The following is a 21,785-nucleotide window of genomic DNA, read 5'->3' as shown; positions in this document are numbered from 1 at the left end:
GCATATGGTAAAAAAAATCGTTGGAACAGGAGTATTACTTGTCCTGGCTTTGGCGTTGCAAGCCGGAGTGAAAATGTATACTTTAAAGTCGCCGGACGGTAAAGTGAAACTCGAAGTGACTGCCGGACAGGGGATTGCTTATTCACTTTTCTATGATGGCCGGCTTTTATTGAAACCTTCCCGGATAGCCCTTCATACCGACCTGCCGGAAGCCGATCATTGGGAAAATATCCGTATAACAGGAACAAAACAGAGGCATGTGTCGGAGACGGTACAGGCTCCGTTCTATCGGGTGAAGGAGTTCGGAATCGATTGTAATGAACTCGAACTCCGGTTGAACAATGGTTTTTCGCTGGTGATGCGGGCTTATAACGATGGTATGGCCTATCGGTTCGTGGCCGGCCGGAAAGGAGAGATGACAGTGGTGGAGGAGAGGGCTGAATTTAATTTTGCTGATGATTTTGAAGCCTATATACCGTATTCTACCAATCCGAAAGATCCCTGGAATATGGCTTTCCAAAATTTTTACACCAAAGCTCCTCTTACACAATATAATACAGAGTTACCTGCTTTTTTACCCTTGACTGTGGATGCCGGTACGGTGAAACTGACCTTACTGGAATCCGATTTGGAAGCTTATCCGGGCATGTTCGTCCGTGGAGATGGAAAAACGCCGGCTTTGAAAGGGGTGTTTGCAGCCTATCCTCAGGAAACGTTTAAGAATAAGTGGCGTTGTCAGGAGACAGTGAAAACCCGCAGGCCTTATATTGCGCGGGTAGCCGGTAAACGTACCTTTCCCTGGAGAATTATGGCAGTGACTGCAGAAGATACCCAGATGCCGGTGAATCATCTGGTGTATGCGCTGGCAGCTCCTAACCGGATCGGTGATTACAACTGGATAAAACCCGGGAAAGTGGCCTGGGAATGGTGGAACGACTGGGGGATCAGCGGAGTGGATTTTAAAGTAGGAATCAATACGCCGACTTATAAACATTATATCGACTTTGCTGCGGAACAAGGAATCGAATATGTGGTGCTCGACGAAGGTTGGTCGGATCCCAAACAGGGAGATATCATGACCACTGTTCCGGAGATCGATTTACCGGAATTGGCCGAATATGCCCGCAACAAAGGGGTCGGACTGATTCTGTGGGCGGTGATGAACGTGCTGGACGAGCAGCTCGAAAAGGCTTGCCGGTATTATGCCGGTATGGGGATTAAGGGCTTTAAAGTCGACTTCCTCGACCGGGATGACCAGAAAGCGGTAGAGATGGTCTACCGGATCGCGGAGACTACTGCAAAATATAAGCTGTTCGTGGATTTTCACGGTATGTATAAACCGACCGGAATCAACCGTACTTTCCCGAATGCGATCAATTTCGAAGGAGTTTTCGGCATGGAGGAACTGAAATGGAGTAATCCCGATATGCCTTTGTACGACGTAACTATGCCTTTTATTCGTATGATGGCCGGGAATGTGGATTATACCCAGGGAGCTATGCGGAATGCAGTGAAAAAGGACTTCAGGGATATTTACAGTAGCCCGATGAGTCAGGGGACCCGTTGTCATCAACTGGCTACTTATATCGTGTTCGACAGTCCGTTGGTGATGCTGTGTGATGCCCCCACCGCCTATCGCAAGGAACCCGAATGTACCCGCTTTATCGCCGGTTTACCCGTTGTGGCCGATGAAACCCGGATATTGCAGGGGAAAATAGGAGAATATATCGTTACTGCCCGGCGGGTGGGGGAAGACTGGATCGTCGGAGGACTGACCGATTGGGAAGCACGCACGGTGGATTTGGATTTGAGTTTCTTGCCGGAAGGGATGTTCCGGGCTGAAATTTTCTGCGACGGTATAAATGCGGATAAAAAGGGAGAGGATTACCGGCATGAATATCGTGATGTAAAAAGAGAGGATCGGTTGAAGATGCAACTTGCTCCGGGAGGAGGATTTGCTATCAGGTTGAAGAAAAATCATAACTGATAAAATTATAAACTTATGAAAATTATTCCTGTTATTTTATTATTGGTGTTCAGTTGTGCCGTTTGTGCACAGGAGCTGAAAGAAAAATATGCCGAAGCAGACGGGTTCAGGCAAAAGTATGAGGCCGGGTATTTTGGAGGGAATATCACTCCCCGCTGGATCGGAAATACACATTTTTGCTGGTATGCGGTCAAGACTCCTGCAGGTACCGATTTTATACTGGTGAATGCCGGTAAACGACAGAAACAACCGGCTTTCGATCAGAAAGCTATGGCTAAAGCATTGACGGCTGAACTGGGACGAAAAGTGGAACCCGGGAAAATGCCTTTCCGGGAGATTGCGTTTTCGGACGATCTGAAACAACTGACTTTTGTGACCGAAGGCATGAAATATACTTACGACCGGAATAAAAATAAGATGATTGGTAAGGTGAAAGAAGAACCCCGCCGCCGGGAAGGCCACTGGGGAGGTGTGAATGAAGAGAATTGGCAGGGAGCTACTCCTTCGCCCGATGGAAAAAAAGAAGCCTTTGTCAGTGAAGGAAATCTGTTTGTCCGTGATATAAGCAACGGCAAGGTGAACCGGCTGAGCTACGACGGAGCCCCCGGAGAATACTATTCTTCTTTTATCTGCTGGTCGCCGGATTCCCGGAAATTGGTGAGTTGTAAATACCGCCCCGCCTGGATCCGGAAATTGAAGACCGTCGTGTCTTCGCCTGCCGGACAACTGCAACCCAAAATGGAAGAGATCGATTATGTGAAACCGGGAGATGCCCTGCCTGTCAAACGACCGGTATTGTTTCTGGTGGAGGAAGGACGACAGGTAAATATCGAGTTTGCCGAACCGGAAAAACAGTTTAACCTGAACAATATCCGTTGGGCCGATGACAGCCGTTCTTTTACTTTCGATTATAACAAACGGGGACATCAGGAATATATAGTTTATAAAGTCACCGGGGACAACCCGAAGGCTCAAGTGCTGATCGGGGAGAAGATGCCTACTTTTGTTTATTATAATTTGCTGTATCGCTACGATCTGAAAGACCGGAACGAGATCCTCTGGATTTCGGAGCGTGACGGATGGCGCCATCTTTATCTCTATGATGCGGATAACGGTCAGGTGAAACGACAACTGACCAAAGGGGAATGGGTAGTGAAACGGGTGTTGCATGTGGACGATGCCGCCAGGGTGGTTTATTTGGTAGGGTGCGGAAAAGATGCCGGTGAAGATCCCTATCTCGAGAAAGTATACCGGCTGAATATAGAGAATGGAGAATTGCTCTGCCTGACACCTGAAAATGGAAACCATCAAGTGGAATTTTCCAGGGATTATACCTATTTTACAGATAGCTGGTCCCGGATCGATTGTCCGCCGGTAGCTGCTTTGCGTAGTGCGAAAGACGGATCGGTCTTGTTGTCTTTGGAAAAGGCCGATATCAGCAAGATGCTGGCAGAAGGGTGGAGAATGCCTGAAGTGTTTTGTGCTAAAGGAAGAGACGGAGAAACCGATATTTGGGGAGTTATCGTCCGTCCGGTAGATTTCGACCCGTCCAAAAAATATCCCGTAATCGAGTATATCTATGCCGGACCACATGATTCTTTTGTCCCGAAATCTTTCACCGTATCTCCGGTAGATGCCGCTTTGGCGCAATTGGGCTTTATCGTGGTACAGATCGACGGAATGGGGACGGCTAACCGTTCGAAAAAATTCCATGATGTATGTTGGAAAAACCTGAAAGACGGAGGCTTTCCCGACCGTATCGCCTGGATGAAGGCTGCGGCGGCTAAATATCCTGAGATGGATATCGACCGGGTTGGGATTTATGGCTGCTCGGCAGGCGGACAAAATGCGATGGGAGCTGTATTGTTCCACCCTGATTTTTATAAAGTGAGTGTCGCTGCTTGCGGTTGCCATGATAACCGGATGGATAAGATCTGGTGGAATGAACAGTGGATGGGGTATCCCGTCGGAAAAGAATATGAAGAATGCTCCAATACGGTGAATGCTTATCGTCTGCAAGGGAAATTGATGCTGATCCTGGGGGAATTGGACGATAATGTCGATCCTTCGACAACTTTCCAGGTGGTGAATGCTTTGATCGGTGCCGGTAAAGAGTTTGAATTTGTAGTATTGCCCAACCAGCGGCATACGATGGGCGGAGCTTACGGTGAACGGAAAAGACGGGATTTCTTTATCCGGCATTTACAAGGCCTGCAAACTCCGGATTGGAATAAAGAGGAAAAGAAATAAAATCGAATCATAAATAAAAAGCTTATGAAAAAAAGAGTGATGACTTTTGTTGCCGCATGTCTGGCACTGAGTGTGTGTGCTCAGAAGAATGGACATACCGGTTATCCCATTACCCCGGTTCCTTTTACAGCTGTAAAAGTGAACGATGCCTTTTGGGGACAACGACTGAAAGCCAGCCGTGAAGTGACGATTCCGCTGGCATTCAGTAAATGCGAAGAAACAGGACGCTACAAGAATTTCGAAATGGCCGCTAATCCCGGTCCTCATAATAAAGTAACCGGATTTTCTTTTGACGATACCGATGTGTATAAAACGATCGAAGGGGCCAGCTATCTGTTGCAGACGTATCCGGATGAAAAATTGAAAAAATATATCGACAGTGTGCTGGTGATCGTTGCCAGGGCACAGGAACCGGACGGATACCTGTATACTTCCCGGACGATGAATCCGGAACACCCCCATGAATGGGCCGGATCGAAACGCTGGGAAAAAGTGGAAGACCTGAGCCACGAGTTTTATAACCTGGGGCATATGGTTGAAGGGGCTGTCGCTCACTATCAGGCTACCGGACAGAAAAACTTTCTGAATATTGCGATCCGCTATGCCGACTGTGTTTGCCGTGAGATCGGTGATAAACCCGGACAGCAGGTGAAAGTGCCCGGACATCAGATCGCCGAGATGGCTTTGGCGAAGTTGTATGTGGTGACCGGGGATAAAAAATACCTGGATGAAGCGAAATTTTTCCTGGATAAGCGGGGATATACGGAACGGAAAGACGAATATAGCCAGGCTCATAAGCCGATTCTGGAACAGAACGAGGCCGTCGGACATGCTGTCAGGGCTGCTTATATGTATTCCGGTATCGCCGATGTCGCTGCCCTGACCGGTGATCAGGAGTATATCGATGCGATCGACCGGATCTGGGAGAATGTCGTTACTAAAAAGTTGTATATTACAGGCGGAATCGGAGCTACCGGCAGTGGTGAAGCTTTCGGTAAAAATTACGAATTACCCAACATGTCGGCCTATTGTGAGACTTGTGCCGCTATCGGTAATGTGTATTGGAATTATCGCTTGTTTCTGCTGAAAGGAGATGCCAAATATTACGATGTACTCGAACGTACCCTTTATAATGGCGTATTGTCGGGGATTTCTCTGGACGGTGGGGCTTTCTTTTATCCCAATCCTTTGGAATCTATCGGCCAGCATCAACGTTCGCCCTGGTTCGGATGTGCCTGTTGCCCGTCGAATGCCTGCCGTTTTATTCCTTCTGTTCCGGGATATATTTATGCTGTGAAAGATAAGGAAGTTTATGTCAATTTGTTTGTGGCCAACGAATCGACCCTCGAAGTCGCCGGGAAGAAAGTAGGATTGAAACAGTCTACCTCTTATCCCTGGAACGGGGATATACAGGTGGCCGTGACTCCCCGCGGAATTTCCGATTTTGCGATGAAAATCCGGATTCCGGGTTGGGTGCAGGGAAAGGTCGTACCGAGCGATTTGTACCGTTATGCCGATGGCAAAAAACTAGGCTATACAGTGAAAGTGAACGGTAAGCCGGCAGAGAGTACGCTGGAAAAAGGTTATTTTACCATTCAACGCAAATGGAAAAAAGGGGATATCGTAGATATTCATTTCGATATGGAACCGCGGATTGTAAAAGCGAATTATAAAGTGGAAGCCGATCGTGGACGGGTATCCGTCGAGCGAGGACCGGTGGTGTATTGTGCCGAATGGCCGGATAATGATTTCAGTGTCCGGGGAATCCTGATGAATCAAACACCCGAATTTACCGTAGAAAACCGCAGTGATCTGTTGTACGGCATAGAGCTGTTGAAAACACAGGCTCAGACGCTGGAGTTCGATAAAGAGGGACGTCTGGAGGCAAAAGAAGTCACTTTATCCCTGATTCCTTATTATGCATGGGCACATCGGGGAGCCGGAGAGATGACCGTTTGGCTACCGATCGACCTGAATGCTACCCGTCCGGCAATGCCGCCGACGATTGCTTCCGAAAGTGAGGTTTCTGCCTCTCACCGGAGTAGTGCTATCTCGGCGGTAAACGACCGTTTGCAACCACAGAATCCCGAGGATCGCTCGATGCCTTATTACCATTGGTGGCCGAAAAAGAATACAACCGAATGGATTGTATACGACTTCAAAGGCGAACAGACTGTCTCTTCTTCTACCGTTTACTGGTTCGACGACGGCCCGTGGGGTGGTTGCCGGATACCGGAAGCATGGAAGGTATATTATAAAAATGAAGCCGGAGCATGGGTCCCGGTGAAAAATACGGCTGATTATCCGATTCAGAAAGATGCTCCCTGTACGGTGGAATTCGAACCGGTGAAAACCGCTGCGGTGAAACTCGAAGTTCAATTGCCGGAGGATAATGCGGCAGGAATTTTTGAGTGGGAAGTGAAATAACTTTTGGCTTACCTCGTCATTATTGTTATTTTTGTAAAGAAAATCAAACTAACAAAACATGAACTTATTGAAAATCATTTTTTTATTTTTCTGTACCTGGATGACAGGAGAGTTGACGGCCCAGACACCCTTTGAACGGTATTTTCTGGACAAGACACTACGGTTCGACTACTACCATTGCGGAGATAGCCGGAACCAGGAGTATTTTTTCGACGAATTGAAGGAAGAACCCTATTGGGCAGGTTCGAAAGTGTCTCTGCTGGATGATACCGGTTATGGGGTGCAATTGTTTAAAATCTTCGATAAAGCCAGTGGTAAAGAGATTTATTCCCGAAGCTATTGTACCTTGTTCAATGAGTGGCAAACCACTCCTGAAGCGCAGACTGTGCGTAAAGCCATGCCTGAGTCGGTGGTTTTCCCTTACCCGAAAAATGAGGTACGGATCGAGATCTATGCCCGTAACCGGAAAGGAGTTTTTGAAAAGAAATTCGAACAGGACATCGATCCCAATTCTTATTTTGTGAAAAAGTTTACTCCCCGCTACGAGACCTTCGAGGTGGCCTATAACGGTAATCCCTCGACGCGGGTAGATATCGTACTCGTTCCCGAAGGGTATACCCAGAATGAGAAGGAGAAATTTGCAGCTGCTTGCCGGGTGTTTGCTGAAGAGTTTTTCAGTTACTCTCCTTTCAAGGAGAATGCTGCCCGTTTTAATATCCGGGCGGTGTGGGCCCCTTCGATGGAATCGGGTGTGACTATTCCCGGCGAACATGTATGGCGGAATACGGCGGCTCAAGCCCGCTACTATACCTTCGACTCGGAACGTTATCAAATGATCGAGGACTTTCAGGGACTCCGGGATATCGCTGCCCATGTGCCGTATGATCATATTTATGTGTTGTCCAATACGCAGAAATATGGTGGTGGCGGAATCTATAATTTTTATGGTATCAGTGCAGCTCACCATCCTAACCGTACCGGTAAAATCTATGTACACGAATTCGGACATGTGTTGCTGGGATTAGGGGATGAATATATTGGCAACGTGTCGTACAACGATATGTATCCGACCGATGTAGAGCCATGGGAAGCCAATCTGACCACCCTGACCGATTTCGGCCGGAAGGAATGGAAAAAGATGCTGGACACGAAAACGCCGGTTCCTACTCCTGTCAATGAAAAAACACCTCAGAAATTAGGGGTTTATGAAGGAGGTGGCTATGTGAATAAAGGAGTGTATCGTCCATGGCCCAACTGTCTGATGAATAACCTGCATACCATCGATATCTTTTGCCCCGTATGTAGTCAGGCGATCCGGAAGCAAATCGATTTTCTGTGTCGTTGATCGTACGGAGTAATTTTTAATATGCAGGCCGATGGTCCGGAGTGTTCCCGGAACATTCCGGAGTAGACATGCCTCGCTGAAAGATTCCGATCTTATCTGGAGAATGAACGCAATACTTGGAACGGACGGGCGATAGCCATGAGCAGGAGTAAACGAAAAAACGGACAGATTACGGTAAAAGTCGGCCCGGAAGGTATGCCGCAAGCGGTTCTTAAACTTAGGGCAGAATAAAAAAAGGGATATGTCGTCGAGACATATCCCCGGCTATTCATTAGCCCGAAATCCCAAGTCAATAGTTGAAAGAAAGCAGCCGGTTGAATGTATAATAGTTGTACACACGGCTTGGGAGGCCTGTTGGAGTATCCGGTCTGCTTTCAAACAGTAGCCTAATAATTGTATATATGTTGAGTGGATTGAGAAAAACGCGGAGCTGCCTTTAAAACAACAAAGCGTGGAACTTAACTCAATCTGGCAAGAACCACTGACAATGGTTAGGAACAGAAAGAGCAAGCTCACGCTTAGGTATCATTGATATACGAACCTCCTACGTGAGCGTTGCTACAATCGTTCTGATTTCCTATTTAAAAATTGTCAGTTTTCTTGCTTTCAGAACGCGTAATAGTAACGCATCAACATTTTGTTGACAGATACCTCTTGTATCTGTTTTACAAAGGAAAAGAAAAAATTGAAGATAAACAAGTGAATAATGATTTTTTATTAAAATTAAAAAATGTAAGTTTATTCGTCGTTACTAATTCGTCTTCGGTGACCGGTTTGCCGGGACTCACTTTGTTCCTGTTGAGAGAACCTGAAGTTCGGGGTACAACTTTTAAAACCTAAATAAAATTAGTGCGTAAGGTACTTAAAATTACTTCTTGCTTGTTTAAGGTTTATAAACCTTTTTTACTATCTTTGTTGAAAAAGAGAACCTTATGTCTATGCTAAAATTAGAATCTTTTTTCTTCTTTTCTTTCTTCCTGTTTCTTGCCGGGTGCGGAAATCAGAGTAAACCGGTTTCGGTTGAACAGGAAATAATAACTCCCTTGAGTGCAGGAAATGCGGTGGACGACCTGTTGCCGTATATCGATTCGGTTGAAGTTGTTCCTTTGGAGACTACCGGGAAAGCGTTGATCGGACTGGTGGGAAAAATACTGCTTTTGCCTAACGGAAATGTCCTGATTAAAAGTACTGCCAGCATGTTCATGTTCAGTCCTGAAGGAAAGTTTTTATTTCAAATCGGAAAGAATGGCCGTGGCCCCGAAGAATACCTTACTATCGATGATGTATGCCTCAGCCAGGATGCCCGGGAATTATGGATTTTGGGAGGATGTGAGATCGTGAAATATAGTACGGAGACCGGACGGTTTATCCGGAAAACGACACTGGAGCTTCCAGAGATATGTAATGGCTTCGATGCGATAGCGAGTGGACCCGGTCATTCGGCTTTTTTGTATTATTGCCCGCAAATGGACGAGAATAATTTTTCGGAAGATTTCTATTGTTTGTATCGTTATGACGAACAGGGGCGAATCCTGCAAAAATTTCTGCCTCGTAAAGACTATGGCCTGAATATAGCTCTGATAACCCAGACTAGCGATAATCGATATATTCTCCGGCCTCAGGATAGTGATAATATCTGTTATTATCTTTCGGATAGTTTGCCGGTACCCCGGGTGAAAATCGATTTTGGGAAAGAGACGATAAAAAACCGGTATTCATCGGATCTGCAAACTTATCTCCGTTCTGATTATTATAAAATGCCGGTCTATATTTACGATACCCGGGATTACTTCTATTTCTCGTATTGCGGACCTGAGGCAACCGATTGTTATTGTATCCACTCTTTTAAAAATAGCAAAACGATTACCTGGGAGAGAAAAGGAGATGATGCCGACGGGATGTTCATGATTGGGGGGGCCGATAAAGACTTTTTTTATGGTATCTATAACGATTACCGGGACTGGGATGAAATCTTACTGAATCGGCAGGATCTTTTAAAAAGAGCTATTATTCAGAAAACCCATCTCCGGATCCCGGAAGATAGCAACCCTCTGTTGGTAAAAATAAAGTTTAAGTTTTAAGAGACTTTACCTTACTTTCCATTCCAATATTCCGGCTGATTTGCCTTCCTGTAACTGGGCGGTTAATCTCAGAGCTTTGGTTCTGACGGGCTGGAAGTGGACTGTACAATATTTATCTTTAGCGATTTCGTAAGGATCGGTATTTTTTACCGGCAGCCATTTCTCGCCGGCTTTGTATTCGAGACGCCAGGAGACCGGGAGTTGGAAATCGATATCGTAATGTCCTAATTCCAACCAATATACGGATGCTTCGGTGAGAGTCATCGGTTGGTCCCATTCGTATTGAGCCCATTCTTCTGTGCCAAAGCATTGCCACCAATTGTGAAACTGCATCGATTTATCCGCCGAATTGCGGGGTTCGAACCGGTCGTTCAAACCGTATCCTCCGTAAGGGATCGAAACAGAAGCCTGTGCTTGTGAAGCCAGGGTTTCTGTGCGGCGTGGAATGCTGGCCTCGCGGGTATAAGGGATCCATACATTCATTTCGTTGGCTCCGCGGTTGTCCCAGGCATAATAAGGAATGGCCGTCACGGAGGTTGGCAGAGTCGTATGGCCGTCGGAAAGTAAATGATATCCCTGGCCTTTTAGGGTCATGACACCGTGAAGCAGATCGGGCTTAAACTCCGGACTGAACGGAGTATCTTCCTCTGTAAACAGATCCAAAGCGTAACCGTCATGATCGCTGGCTTCGACACAATATACTATCGGACCGTATATTAGAGCATATTTGTTACGATCGTCGATAACTTGTGGGTCGGCGATCACTTTTCTGACTTGCATCGGTAAATTCAGGACGATTTGATCGTTACCCTTCCAGTCGCCTCGGAGAAGGGCATAACCGTTCCGGACTTCCGGTTTTACCGTTTTTCCGTTCAGGCTGATGGTATAACTTGTTGTATCTTTGTCGAGATAGGTATATAGGGTGCCGGGAAGAGGTTGCTGTTGTACCCAACCGGGAATACGCAAAGCCAGAGTAAACGAAGAAGCAGGAGAGTGATCCAAAGTCAGCTTGATCCTGCCTTCCCAGGGATAACGGGTTTCCTGTTTGATGCGGACCGGTTGGCCCTCCAGAGTTATTTGACCTTCGTTGCCCATGTACAGATTGACGAAAAGAGTATTCCCTCGGACGGCATACACATAACCCGGAATGGACGGCATAAAGCGGGTGATATTGGAAGGACAACAGGAACAACCGAACCATTCGCTCCGGTCATGACTACCGTCCGACATCAAAGGATTGTCGTAAAAATAACGTTTCCCATCGAGAGAGACTCCCGAAATGACTCCATTGTATAAGGCACGTTCGAGCACATCGTAATATTTCGATTCCCCGGTTAGTAAAAACAGACGGTAGTTCCAGTAGACATTGGAGATAGAGGCACAAGTTTCACAATAGGAAGTCATGTTCGGAAGTTCGTAATTTTCCCCGAATCCTTCTCCCCAGGCTCTGGCTCCGATACCTCCTGTGATATATAATTTCCGGTCGGTGATATTGTTCCATAGCCGTTTTGAAGCTTCGATGAATCCTTGATCCTGGCACAAGGCGGCGACATCTGCGACACCCGAATACAGGTAACCGAACCGCACGGCGTGTCCTACAGCCTCGTCTTGTTCCTTGATCGGTTTGTGGTCCTGGCTATACGGACTGGCAGGGCGCCCATCGGAGAAACGTCCCGCTTCCTCACAAAAATACTTCGCTTTTTCCAGGTATTTGGGATTACCGGTCACCCGGTACATTTTAACAAGCCCCATCTCGACAATGGGATGCCCCGAGGGCTGATGGATCTGTCCTGAATCTGTTCCGAAAACCTGACATACCAGGTCGGCATTCTTTATCGCGACGTCAAGTAAATGACGTTTACCGGTAGCATAATAATGAGCCGTGGCGGCTTCGTATAAATGTCCGCAGTTGTAAAGTTCGTGGCTATTGACTTTCTCCCAGCGACGGCTGCCCATCCAGCGCTGAAGGCGGTCACAACGATTGGTACGGCAAGTGTAAAGATAACCGTCCGGTTCCTGGGCTGCTGCTATCAGGTGGATGACACTGTCGAGATAATGGTCGAGCTGTGGGTCATATTGCACTGCCAGCACGTAGGAAGCTCCTTCGACTACTTTGTAAATGTCGGTGTCGTCAAAGGGAAAATCTCCCTGGTGTTCTCCGGTTTTCAGACCTGCGGCAAGAGCGAAATTGTCCAGACGGCCGTTGATTTCACATTGGTGAAAAGCCGTCGGGATGGATACTTCGCGATTTATACTCAGTTTAGGACTCCAAAAAGAATCCGCTAAATGGACTTGGGTGAAATTTACGGGTTGGATCGGATAATCGGTCACTTTTTTTTGACAAGCCACGAAATTCAGCATTCCGCAGAGTATAGATATGAATATTATTTCCCTCATAATTGTTCGGTTTACCTCTGCAAAAATAGAATAGGGGTAGGAAAACAAATATCAGAAATGTACGTTTTCATATCAATATTGTCCGGTAAGGAGAATTTTTTTGACAAAGGCAGAAAAAAATCGGCGCGACTTGCGGTTGCTGACCGGCACATTGCTGAGCGGGTGTGCCGGGTGTGCTTACCTCCTGTCGTACCAGGAGTCCCGCTTCGTTAGTTTCAGGTCTTTCAACAGACTGGAACGGACGTTGATCTGGAAATTGTAGGACTGGTGCGTGCCGAAGGGAATGCAGGAAAAGGTCATTTCCCAGCAATGCAGGTCGCGGGTGAGGTTGAAACTGGTAGCCGTCACTTCTTTCTGCTGGAAGTCATAACCGGTGCTGTAGCCTATCTTCCATTTCGGGGTCAGGGAAAAGTCGCCGTTGATACGCACCATCTGCGAAATGGTATTGCTGCTCAAAGGTTTTTTGGCTCCGGGAGCGGTATTGCGCGAATAATTCTTCGAATAACTGAACGTATAATCCAGACTGATACTCCAGGGAACATCGAAATCCATATATTCATCATAATGACCGTTCAGTCTATCGTTCTTTTCTTCTTTGTTTTTCCCGTTGTCCGAAGAGAATTGTATGCCCGAAGAAGCCGATACGCGGGTCAGACGTCCGATACCTCCATTGTACCTGTTGATTCTGACGGCATTGGCATTGATGGCATAAGGGTCTAACGTTCCGGTCAGGTTAATGTTGACTTTTTCATTGAATACTTTGGTCCGGGCCGATAACTGAATCACCGACCAGCGCATAGAATCGGCAAAGAAATTATAACTGGATTGTAAACGAAAGCTCTCCAATAGTTTTATTTTCTTATACTCTTCCTTGCCGGTGGTATCTTTGTCGTTCCGGACTTTCATTTCCAGGTTGTTGTCGAGGCTCAGGCTCAGGCTCCCCGATTCTTCGGCACCGGAAGGGGTTCCGTATAACTTGTTGTCGAATATAGAATATTCCTGATCGTTACCTTGTGAATCTGTGTAAGTTTTCCAGTATTTACTTTTAGGTACACCGATTTTAGGGGTATACGATACGCTGGCACTGGGGCGGATGACATGCCGGATGGCAAAAATTTTGCTAGTCGGTAAGAATTGATACATACCGTAAATCGTCGGGTTGTAAGAAAGAGACAGACTTGCGTTGTAATTGTGGGCGTAATGCAGGCCATATACCGTATCGACAGGGATATAACCCCCTCCCGGCATCGTAGAATCGGCTACCCAGTCGCCTTTACGGATCGAACTTAAATAGGCTACACCGTTATAAGTGAACGAGGGAGAAAGGGATAGGTCTTTTACAATATTGATGCTGGTACTCAATGGAATAGAATGTTTAAAACCATTTTGCCAGTCCCGGGCCATATTCTGGAAAGATTTTCCCAGTTCGGATTCCTTGGTCTGAATACTGTTACGTAACTCTGCATTGTAGGTGAAACCGATATTCTCATACCATTTTAATTCACCTACACGTTCTTTACGCCGAAAAGGATATACCTGGGATACCCGGAAGTTCAGGTTCGGAAAAGAAAGTGAGATCGAGGAGTCACGGCTGTTCTGGTTGTGGGTAAAACTGGCTGTGATATTGAACGGACGGTCGGGCCACTTTTTGCTCCAGGAAATACTGGATTGTTTACGTTGGTTGGCTATATCATTGATATTGGTGGCGTTATAATAGTTGTTTGTCGCAGAAGACATATCTACCGAAGCAGAAAATGTCGTATAAGGATTGGCTTTGGGATCTTGGGAATGTTGCCAGCGGATGGACCAGTCTTTGGACTGGGTATAGTCCGGAGTCCCTTTTTCACTGGTATGGTTCCGGCTCATCGAGAAATCGAAATTACCGCTGAATTTATACCTTTTTCTGTAATTCGAACCTACGTTGAGGCCCCACGACCCATTGGTATAGATCGTACCGGTAACCGTGAGGTCTACATAATCGTTGATAAACCAGTAGTAACCTCCGTCCCGCAAGTTGAATCCCCGCATACGTTCTTCACCGTAAGTAGGCATAATAATTCCCGAGGTTCCTTTTTTGGTGATCGGGAAGAATCCGAACGGGATAGCCAGAGGGAGAGGTACATCTTCGATGTAAAGATTGGCAAATCCCGAAACGACCTTTTTGTCCCGGATCATTTTGGCCTTGCTCAACCGTACGTAGAAGTGCGGATGATCGTGTTTGTCACAAGTGGTATACCAGCCGTCTTTGATACAATATACCGAATCCGACATTTTCTTGGTCAGCTTTCCCTGGACGTAACCTTCGCCTTGTTGGGTGATGATCTCTTTGACAAATCCTTTTTCTGTCTTGAAATTATATTTGAGATCCAGACTTTCGAATTCCTGGCTACCGTCCTTGAATTTGGGTTTGCCGACGATCGTACCGCTACTGTCAGGAAGACCGGAAGCATAAGCCAGGCTGTTTTCCATATCTAATTCGATGTAGTCGGCTTTTAATTCCGTCGTCAGATATTTGACAAAGGCATTTTTATATAAAAAAGTTTTTTTATTGGGAACATCCAGAATGATCGAATCGGCTGCGTTGTATTCTACTACATCTTTAAAAAGAGGTTTCTCTGTTTTCGTACTATCCGTTTGGAGTGTATCGGATTGTACCTGTAGAGAATCCGACACAGTCGGACGGGGAGCCATTAAAGCCGAATCGGCAGCAGATAAACTGTCTCTGACCGATGCCGGACGTTTGACCGGGTGATGGACTTCTTTAATCACCGGCCCGGGAGTTTTATCTTGAACCGTCGAATCTGGTTGTACTGATTCTTGCTGCTTTCCCGCTGCTGTCTTTTCTTGCATTTCGCTGGCGGCAATATCTTTCCGGGCATGTGAAGACCGTGATGCTACGGAACATGCTGCCATCATAAAAATGATGCAAATCGTAAGAAATTGAAGTATATTTGCTCTTAGTTGCAATTTATTATACTATTTTTGTGATGAATAAACGCATTCCGGTCCTTGGATTCGGTTTGCAAATGTAAGAAATATTGATTGTTAATAGCTAGCATTCTTTTTAAAAAGTTTTAAATATCATGATAATTCGATACGGACTTACCGGAATATTGTTTTGGTTACTGGTAATATTTTCCGCATATGAATCTATGGCTCAGAAAGAATCGGGAAAAATCAAATGTATTTGTATTGATGCCGGTCATGGTGGATTTGCTAATAAAGAAGGCGATCCCGGGGCAATCGGTGCCCTTACTCAGGAAAAACACCTCACTTTGGGAATTGCTTTAAAGCTTGGAAAGATGATCTCGGAACGCTATCCGGATATTCGGGTGGTGTATACCCGTACGAAAGACGTGCCTGTAGAGTTGAATAAACGGGGCAAGATCGCCAACGACTGTAAAGCCGATCTTTTTATTTCTATTCATATCAATTCCTGTAAAACCCCTTCTGTGCGGGGACTGGAGACTTATGTGCTGGGATCTACCCGAAACAAGGAAAATCTGGAAGTGGCGATGAAAGAAAACGCTGTAATCAGGCATGAAAAGGATTATGAAAAGAATTATGCCGGATTCGATCCGACAAGTCCCGAGTCTTATATTATTTTTAGTTTGATGCAGAATATCCATCAGGAAAAAAGCCTGGAACTGGCCGGTGCCGTACAAGCAGAGATGGTCAAAGCGACCAATCATAAAGACCGGGGGGTCAGACAAGCCGGTTATCTGGTACTGAAAGATGCAACAATGCCTGCCATCCTTGTCGAATCGGGTTTTATCTCTAACCGGGAAGATGAGAAATTTTTAATGTCGCAGGCCGGACAAACGAAGATCGCTACTGCTATTTTTAAAGGAATTGAAACTTATAAACGACAAGTAGAGAAAAAAAGTAGCGTGAACCGTTCCGGACAACCCGGGCCGGTAGTGGCATCGGATGGAAATCAGTCCGTAAAGGCTGCAGAAGTACAAAAAACGCAAGTTGCCGAATCCGGAAAAAACGAATTGTTTTATGCTATTCAGGTGGCTTCTGTTCCTTCGAAAGTCAAAACTCCTGCAAAGCTTTGTACAGGCGAGAAGGTGGAGGAAATAAATTCCGGAGGACGTTATCGTTATTATGTGGTTAAGGATAAGGAATTAGATGTAGTGAAGAAAAAACTTTCTTCCGTAAAGCGTAAGGTGAAAGATTGTTTCATCATTGCGATATATAATAATAAAGTAATTACTGTGGCAGAAGCCAGAAAATTGGAGTCGGAAAAATAAAAAGTAGTAAGATATTAAGATGTTATGGGAATGAAGGTTAAAAGAGAAGTGAAACTGGCATTAACAGCAATTGCTGCTGTTGTTATATTGATCTGGGGAATTAATTTTTTGAAAGCGAAAGCATTGTTCGACCGGAATAATGTGTTTTATGGTATTTATGACCGGGTGGATGGATTGAAAGTTTCCAGTAGTGTAATCTATCGGGGATATAGTGTCGGACAGGTCAGTGCCATACAGTTTACCGGTGAACGGTACGATAAGGTATTGGTACAGTTTACCGTGGGAAAAAAATTGCAGATATCTTCCAATACCATTGCTGCTATCCGTAGCGCCGACTTGATGGGCTCGAAAGCCATCAACCTCATCCCCGGAGATGCAACGACTTATGCCCAGAGCGGGGATACCTTGAGAACGGAATTGGAATTGGGTATCATGGAACAACTGAACAAACAATTGGAACCCTTGAAGAAGAAAGCCGAGACGGTAATGGTCTCTTTGGATACGGTATTGGTGGCTTTGCAGGAGATTTTTAGTGAAGATGCCAATGGAAATATCCGGGGATCCTTGAAAAGTGTCAGCCGCACACTGGATAACGTAGAGCATGCTTCCGGTACTTTGAACGATTTGCTGGCCAACGAGTCCTCCCGGATTTCTAAAATTCTCGAGAATATCAATAGCATAACCGGAAACCTGGAAAACAGTAATGCGAATATAACCCGTAGCCTGGATAATATTACCGGGATCAGCGATTCGCTTAAAGCGGTTAATCTGGCTAATACCGTTCGTTATTTGAATAGTGTTTTGGCACAGACCGATTCCATTGTCATGAAGATCAACCGGGGGAAAGGTACACTAGGGGGAGTGGTGAATGACCGTGATTTGTATTATAATCTGACGGCAGTGAGTGAAAATCTCAATAAATTACTGACCGAATTCCGGCAAAATCCAAAACGCTTTGTGAATCTATCTTTGTTCGACTTTTCTTCCGGTAAATCGACCCAGGATACTTATGGGATCGTGATTGCGGAATCGGAGGAACCCTTGGCCTTGGATTCCGAATTATACCGGAAATATCCCGATTTAAGGGAAATGCGTAAAAACGGGAAATATCTTTATTTGATCCGAACTTATAAGAATTTGAAACAAGCGGAGAAAGATCTGAAAGATGTTAATAAAATCTTTAAACAATCATTTATTGTTAAAATTCAATAAAATCTTAATTTGAATCATTCTAAATAGGAGCGTTGCCGTTGTGGTGATTATTAACATAATTATGTGTATAATATGTTTGTTATGTTAATATGTTGTAAGAAACTTTTCCTTTAAGCTGAAACGATTAGGTTGGGTACTCTCCTTTTTTTAACCTTTGAATGTGATAAATGGGGTATAGGTATTTTAATAAAAATAAATGATTTTGATGGAGTGTAATATATTTGTTATCAGATGGTTATATTTAATGTCTTGGTTCTTAGTTGATAAGCTTTTTTTGAATATAACCAAGTAAAATCCCATTTTTTTTATGATTTTTTTTTATGGAATTTAGCATGCTGAAAAGAGGCGGGTTGTGAAAAGTAAGAAACACCTGACTAACAATAGACTATGGAAAAGGAAGGTAAGAATATTTGGTTGAAATGTTTGTCTTTGATTCAAAAGCAAGTATTGCCTGAAAAGTTTAAGACGCTTTTTGAGCCGATACGTGCTGTTCGTTTTAAAGATGATGTACTGACAATTCAGGTTGCCAGTGCTTATGTATATGAAGTTTTGGAAGGGGAGTACATCGATATTCTGAAGAGTGCTTTGAAAGCGGTAATCGGCCCCAATGCAAAATTGGCTTATTCGGTTGTGGTGGAGAGAAGTAAACCTTCTGAGCCACTGACAACGACTTTAGCTTCTAATCCGGTAAGGAAGCCTGCAAGCAGCACGGTTTATCTGGATCAGACCGGTCACAGTACGCTGAAGAACCCGTTTGAACGGGCTTCCAATCAGATTCAGATAGATTCCCAGTTGAATCCTTCCTATACCATGGAAAGTTATATCGAAGGCAACTGTAACCGTTTGGCAAGGTCTGCCGGTATGGCTATCGCTCAGAAACCCGGAGGAACGGCTTTCAATCCTTTGTTGATCTATGGTGGTTCAGGGCTCGGAAAAACACATTTGGCACAAGCGATCGGTCTGGAAGTGAAACAGAATTTTCCGAATAAGGTCGTCTTGTACGTGTCGACCAATATCTTTCAGACTCAGTTTACAGAGGCGGTGCGTCGGAATGAAGTGAACGATTTCCTTCATTTCTATCAGTTGATCGATGTATTGATTTTGGATGATATACAAGAACTGGCCGGAAAGACCGGTACTCAAAATACTTTTTTCCATATTTTCAACCATTTGCATCAGTCCGGGAAACAGTTGATCCTGACTTGTGATAAGGCTCCGGCCGAATTGGAAGGAATGGAAGATCGTTTGCTGTCCCGTTTCCGTTGGGGATTATCGGCCGAGATCAAGGCGCCGGATTTCGATACACGTAAAGAAATCGTGTTGAACAAAGCCCGGAAAGACGGTATCGATTTTTCAGAAGAAGTGATCGAATATATCTGTAAATATGTCGATCATAATGTCCGGGAATTAGAAGGAGCGATGATTTCTTTGCTGGCTCAGTCGACTTTTAATAAGAGGGACCTGACGGTGGACGTCGTTAGAGATATCCTTGGAAAAATGGTGAAGAAACCTACGGAAGAATTGACGGTCGATAAAATCCAGGAAGTGGTTTGTGAACATTTTAATATTCCGTCGGAGCTTTTACAGACGAAAACCCGAAAACGTGAGGTGGTACAAGCCCGTCAACTGGCTATGTATTTCTGTAAAAACTATACGAAGTATTCTTTGTCGTATATCGGTAGCCAAATTGGTAAAAAAGATCATGCTACGGTCTTATACGCCTGCAAAGCGGTCACCGACCTGATCGAAACTGACCGGAATTTTAAGATCCAGGTGGAGGAGATTCAACGGAAATTGTATTGCCGGAATTAAAGCGGCATTGTTACTGAAGCCGCATTGTTCCAACCGGAATAGAAGAAGATTCGGTAAACTGAATGTTTAACTGCTGAGGTGCCCGATTGGAACGGAAAGTTTTTTAATTACTCTTCTTTGGAGGCAGTAATTGAGTCCTTTTTTGTAATTGGAATGGAAGATCTGTACCGAACCGTCGAAGTAGTAGCCGAAGGCTTATATAAAGAAAAAGGAAGTAAGTTTCTGGCCTTTGTTTACCCTGTGGCTACCGAAGAACAAATTCGGGAAATTATTACCGGGATAAAAGAAAAGTATTACGATGCCCGGCATCATTGTTATGCCTGGCGCTTAGGAGCTGCTAAGACCCATTTCCGGATGAATGATGACGGTGAGCCTTCCTCTACAGCCGGCAAGCCGATATTCGGACAGATTCAATCTTTCGACCTGACCAATGTACTGATTGTTGTCGTGCGCTATTTCGGGGGAACCAAGCTGGGGGTATCGGGGTTGATCAATGCCTATCGTGAAGCTGCTGCCGATGCCATCCGGAATGCCGTCATCGTCGAAAAAACCGTAGATGAAATTTTGCGGATTCGGTTCAGTTACCTAGTCCTGAACGATGTCATGAAGGTGATCAAGGAGGAAAATCCCGAAGTCCTGGAACGCAACTTTGAATTATCCTGCGAAATGTTGTTGGCGATCCGCCGAAAAGAACTCCCGAAACTAATAAAACGTTTGGAGAAAATCGATTCTTTAAGTATTATCGAAGAGTAATATTTTTTTAGAAAAAAAAGCCATAAAAAATTTGCAAACTCCGATTTCCTCCCTATCTTTGCACCCGCGTTCTGAAAGAAACGACGATTCAGTAGCTCAGCCGGTAGAGCACAACACTTTTAATGTTGGGGTCCTGGGTTCGAATCCCAGCTGGATCACCAAAAAAAAGCCAAAAGGCGTTAATAAAAAGACAAGTCCTGCAAAATTAATATTTTGTGGGACTTTTTTATTGCCTTTCGGCTACCTCGACCGCCATGAAAAGGTCACGGTTCAATCGAAAAATCGGGGTTGGATTGATAGTGGGCACTATAAAATAAATTTTTGTTTACACAATTTATTTTATAGTGCCGAAAAAGTCGCTTACCAGGCGTATTTCTTCCACGGACTGTTTACATGTGTCAGTAATTCATCGGCAGTACTTTTCATTACAGAATTGTATGCGCCCTTGCCGCCCCATAAGGAACGTCCGATAATATAGCTCATGGCCATGTCTTCCCACGAAGAGAACTCGGCATGTACCATATCATATGCGATGTCTATATATTTCCAGGCATCCGTTTCGGAAATATAGCCCATTTCACAACAAGCACGGGCAAGAAAGCAGATGCGTCCCGCATCCCAACCGGCAACGCCGTAACGTTTTAAATCTTCCTTTTGTGCAATCACTTTGTAGGAAAGCAGTTCCTCATAGGTCTCCTGCAAGTTCTGAAACTGCCTGACAATTTTGTCGTAATCTTCTTGAGAAGTCATATGCTGCTGAAAGATTTCATCTTGCTCTTCCGGTTTGTCTAACAAAAATGCCTGATAAACAAAGGAAAAATAATACCGGTACCCTTTTCCGCAAAGGTAGTCCAATTCTTTACGGGCCGCTTCCGTAGTTTCAATACCCCACCATTCTCCGAGTATCTTGGGTAGTATATCGGAAATACCGGTTTCTACCGAGTTTTGATAAGCTCCTTGTTGAGAGGCATACATGGCTCCGACAGCAATCCTCTTGCATTGCTCGTCGCTCAATTTCGATTTGGGATTCAGGCACACCCCTTTGAAAGATCTGCGTATTTTTCTGATAAATGAATATGCGCTTTTCCCTTTTTTGAAAAGCCAAAAACCACCCACGACAGCAGCTATCGTAACGGATATCCAAAAATCGTTGTTCATATTGTTATCATGCTTTTTAAGGTTCCTATTGCTATGCTTCCCAACTTGACTGCTTCCAAGGCGACTCACCGTTCTCCAGCAAGAGTTTTATGATCTCGTATGCCGTT

General features: G+C 45.0%; 12 protein-coding genes and 1 tRNA gene. 10 read left to right on the top strand and 3 right to left on the bottom strand.

The window, feature by feature from the left end; translation table 11 throughout:
• Positions 1 to 4: 4 nt before the first annotated feature.
• The 5 genes from WS34_RS10480 to WS34_RS10455 all read left to right on the top strand — a co-directional run bounded on the left by WS34_RS10480 (position 5) and on the right by WS34_RS10455 (position 10,090).
• Positions 5 to 1,987 (top strand): retaining alpha-galactosidase, encoded by a 1,983-nt coding sequence (locus tag WS34_RS10480; protein ID WP_046404685.1) that lies wholly within the window; start codon positions 5 to 7, stop codon positions 1,985 to 1,987.
• Positions 1,988 to 2,002: 15 nt separating this feature from the next.
• A complete protein-coding gene (locus WS34_RS10475) occupies positions 2,003 to 4,237 on the top strand; it encodes a S9 family peptidase (protein WP_046404683.1) in 2,235 nt (744 codons plus the stop codon).
• Positions 4,238 to 4,261: 24 nt separating this feature from the next.
• The gene (locus WS34_RS10470; protein ID WP_046404681.1) at positions 4,262 to 6,664 is read left to right on the top strand and encodes a glycoside hydrolase family 127 protein; all 2,403 of its coding nucleotides are present in this window, start codon (positions 4,262 to 4,264) and stop codon (positions 6,662 to 6,664) included.
• 58 nt (positions 6,665 to 6,722) lie between these two features.
• A complete protein-coding gene (locus WS34_RS10465) occupies positions 6,723 to 8,009 on the top strand; it encodes a M64 family metallopeptidase (protein WP_118104768.1) in 1,287 nt (428 codons plus the stop codon).
• A 938-nt stretch (positions 8,010 to 8,947) separates the two neighbouring features.
• On the top strand, positions 8,948 to 10,090 hold the full coding sequence (locus WS34_RS10455; protein WP_286693715.1) for a DUF4934 domain-containing protein: 1,143 nt from the start codon (positions 8,948 to 8,950) through the stop codon (positions 10,088 to 10,090).
• A 6-nt stretch (positions 10,091 to 10,096) separates the two neighbouring features.
• On the opposite strand, the gene WS34_RS10450 is transcribed toward WS34_RS10455, so the two are convergent.
• Entirely contained in the window at positions 10,097 to 12,487 is a 2,391-nt protein-coding gene (locus WS34_RS10450) for a glycoside hydrolase family 127 protein (protein ID WP_195305576.1), read from the bottom strand.
• A 177-nt stretch (positions 12,488 to 12,664) separates the two neighbouring features.
• Positions 12,665 to 15,256 (bottom strand): putative LPS assembly protein LptD, encoded by a 2,592-nt coding sequence (locus tag WS34_RS10445; protein ID WP_233433994.1) that lies wholly within the window; start codon positions 15,254 to 15,256, stop codon positions 12,665 to 12,667.
• A 383-nt stretch (positions 15,257 to 15,639) separates the two neighbouring features.
• Here WS34_RS10445 and WS34_RS10440 point away from each other — a divergent pair, with 383 nt between their 5' ends.
• The 5 genes from WS34_RS10440 to WS34_RS10420 all read left to right on the top strand — a co-directional run bounded on the left by WS34_RS10440 (position 15,640) and on the right by WS34_RS10420 (position 20,681).
• Positions 15,640 to 16,743: an N-acetylmuramoyl-L-alanine amidase family protein gene (locus WS34_RS10440; protein WP_286693714.1), complete on the top strand. Its 1,104-nt coding sequence runs from the start codon at positions 15,640 to 15,642 to the stop codon at positions 16,741 to 16,743.
• Between the two features lie 30 nt (positions 16,744 to 16,773).
• Positions 16,774 to 17,955 carry an MlaD family protein gene (locus WS34_RS10435; RefSeq protein ID WP_046404698.1) on the top strand — a complete coding sequence of 394 codons (1,182 nt, stop codon included), beginning with the start codon at positions 16,774 to 16,776 and terminating at the stop codon, positions 17,953 to 17,955.
• 387 nt (positions 17,956 to 18,342) lie between these two features.
• Positions 18,343 to 19,767: a chromosomal replication initiator protein DnaA gene (dnaA, locus tag WS34_RS10430; RefSeq protein WP_013610367.1), complete on the top strand. Its 1,425-nt coding sequence runs from the start codon at positions 18,343 to 18,345 to the stop codon at positions 19,765 to 19,767.
• Positions 19,768 to 19,920: 153 nt separating this feature from the next.
• Positions 19,921 to 20,520 (top strand): IMPACT family protein, encoded by a 600-nt coding sequence (locus tag WS34_RS10425; RefSeq protein ID WP_046404697.1) that lies wholly within the window; start codon positions 19,921 to 19,923, stop codon positions 20,518 to 20,520.
• Between the two features lie 85 nt (positions 20,521 to 20,605).
• A tRNA-Lys gene (locus WS34_RS10420) sits at positions 20,606 to 20,681 on the top strand.
• Positions 20,682 to 20,880: 199 nt separating this feature from the next.
• Here WS34_RS10420 and WS34_RS10415 read toward each other — a convergent pair.
• Positions 20,881 to 21,678: a DUF1266 domain-containing protein gene (locus WS34_RS10415; protein ID WP_046404669.1), complete on the bottom strand. Its 798-nt coding sequence runs from the start codon at positions 21,676 to 21,678 to the stop codon at positions 20,881 to 20,883.
• Between the last annotated feature and the right edge of the window lie 107 nt (positions 21,679 to 21,785).

It is taken from the genome of Odoribacter sp. N15.MGS-14 (genome assembly GCF_000980245.1).
In the GTDB taxonomy this organism is placed as follows: Bacteria; Bacteroidota; Bacteroidia; order Bacteroidales; family Marinifilaceae; genus Odoribacter; species Odoribacter splanchnicus.
The sequence above is the reverse complement of the archived record's forward strand: the minus strand, read 5'-3'. Positions and strand labels throughout refer to the sequence as shown.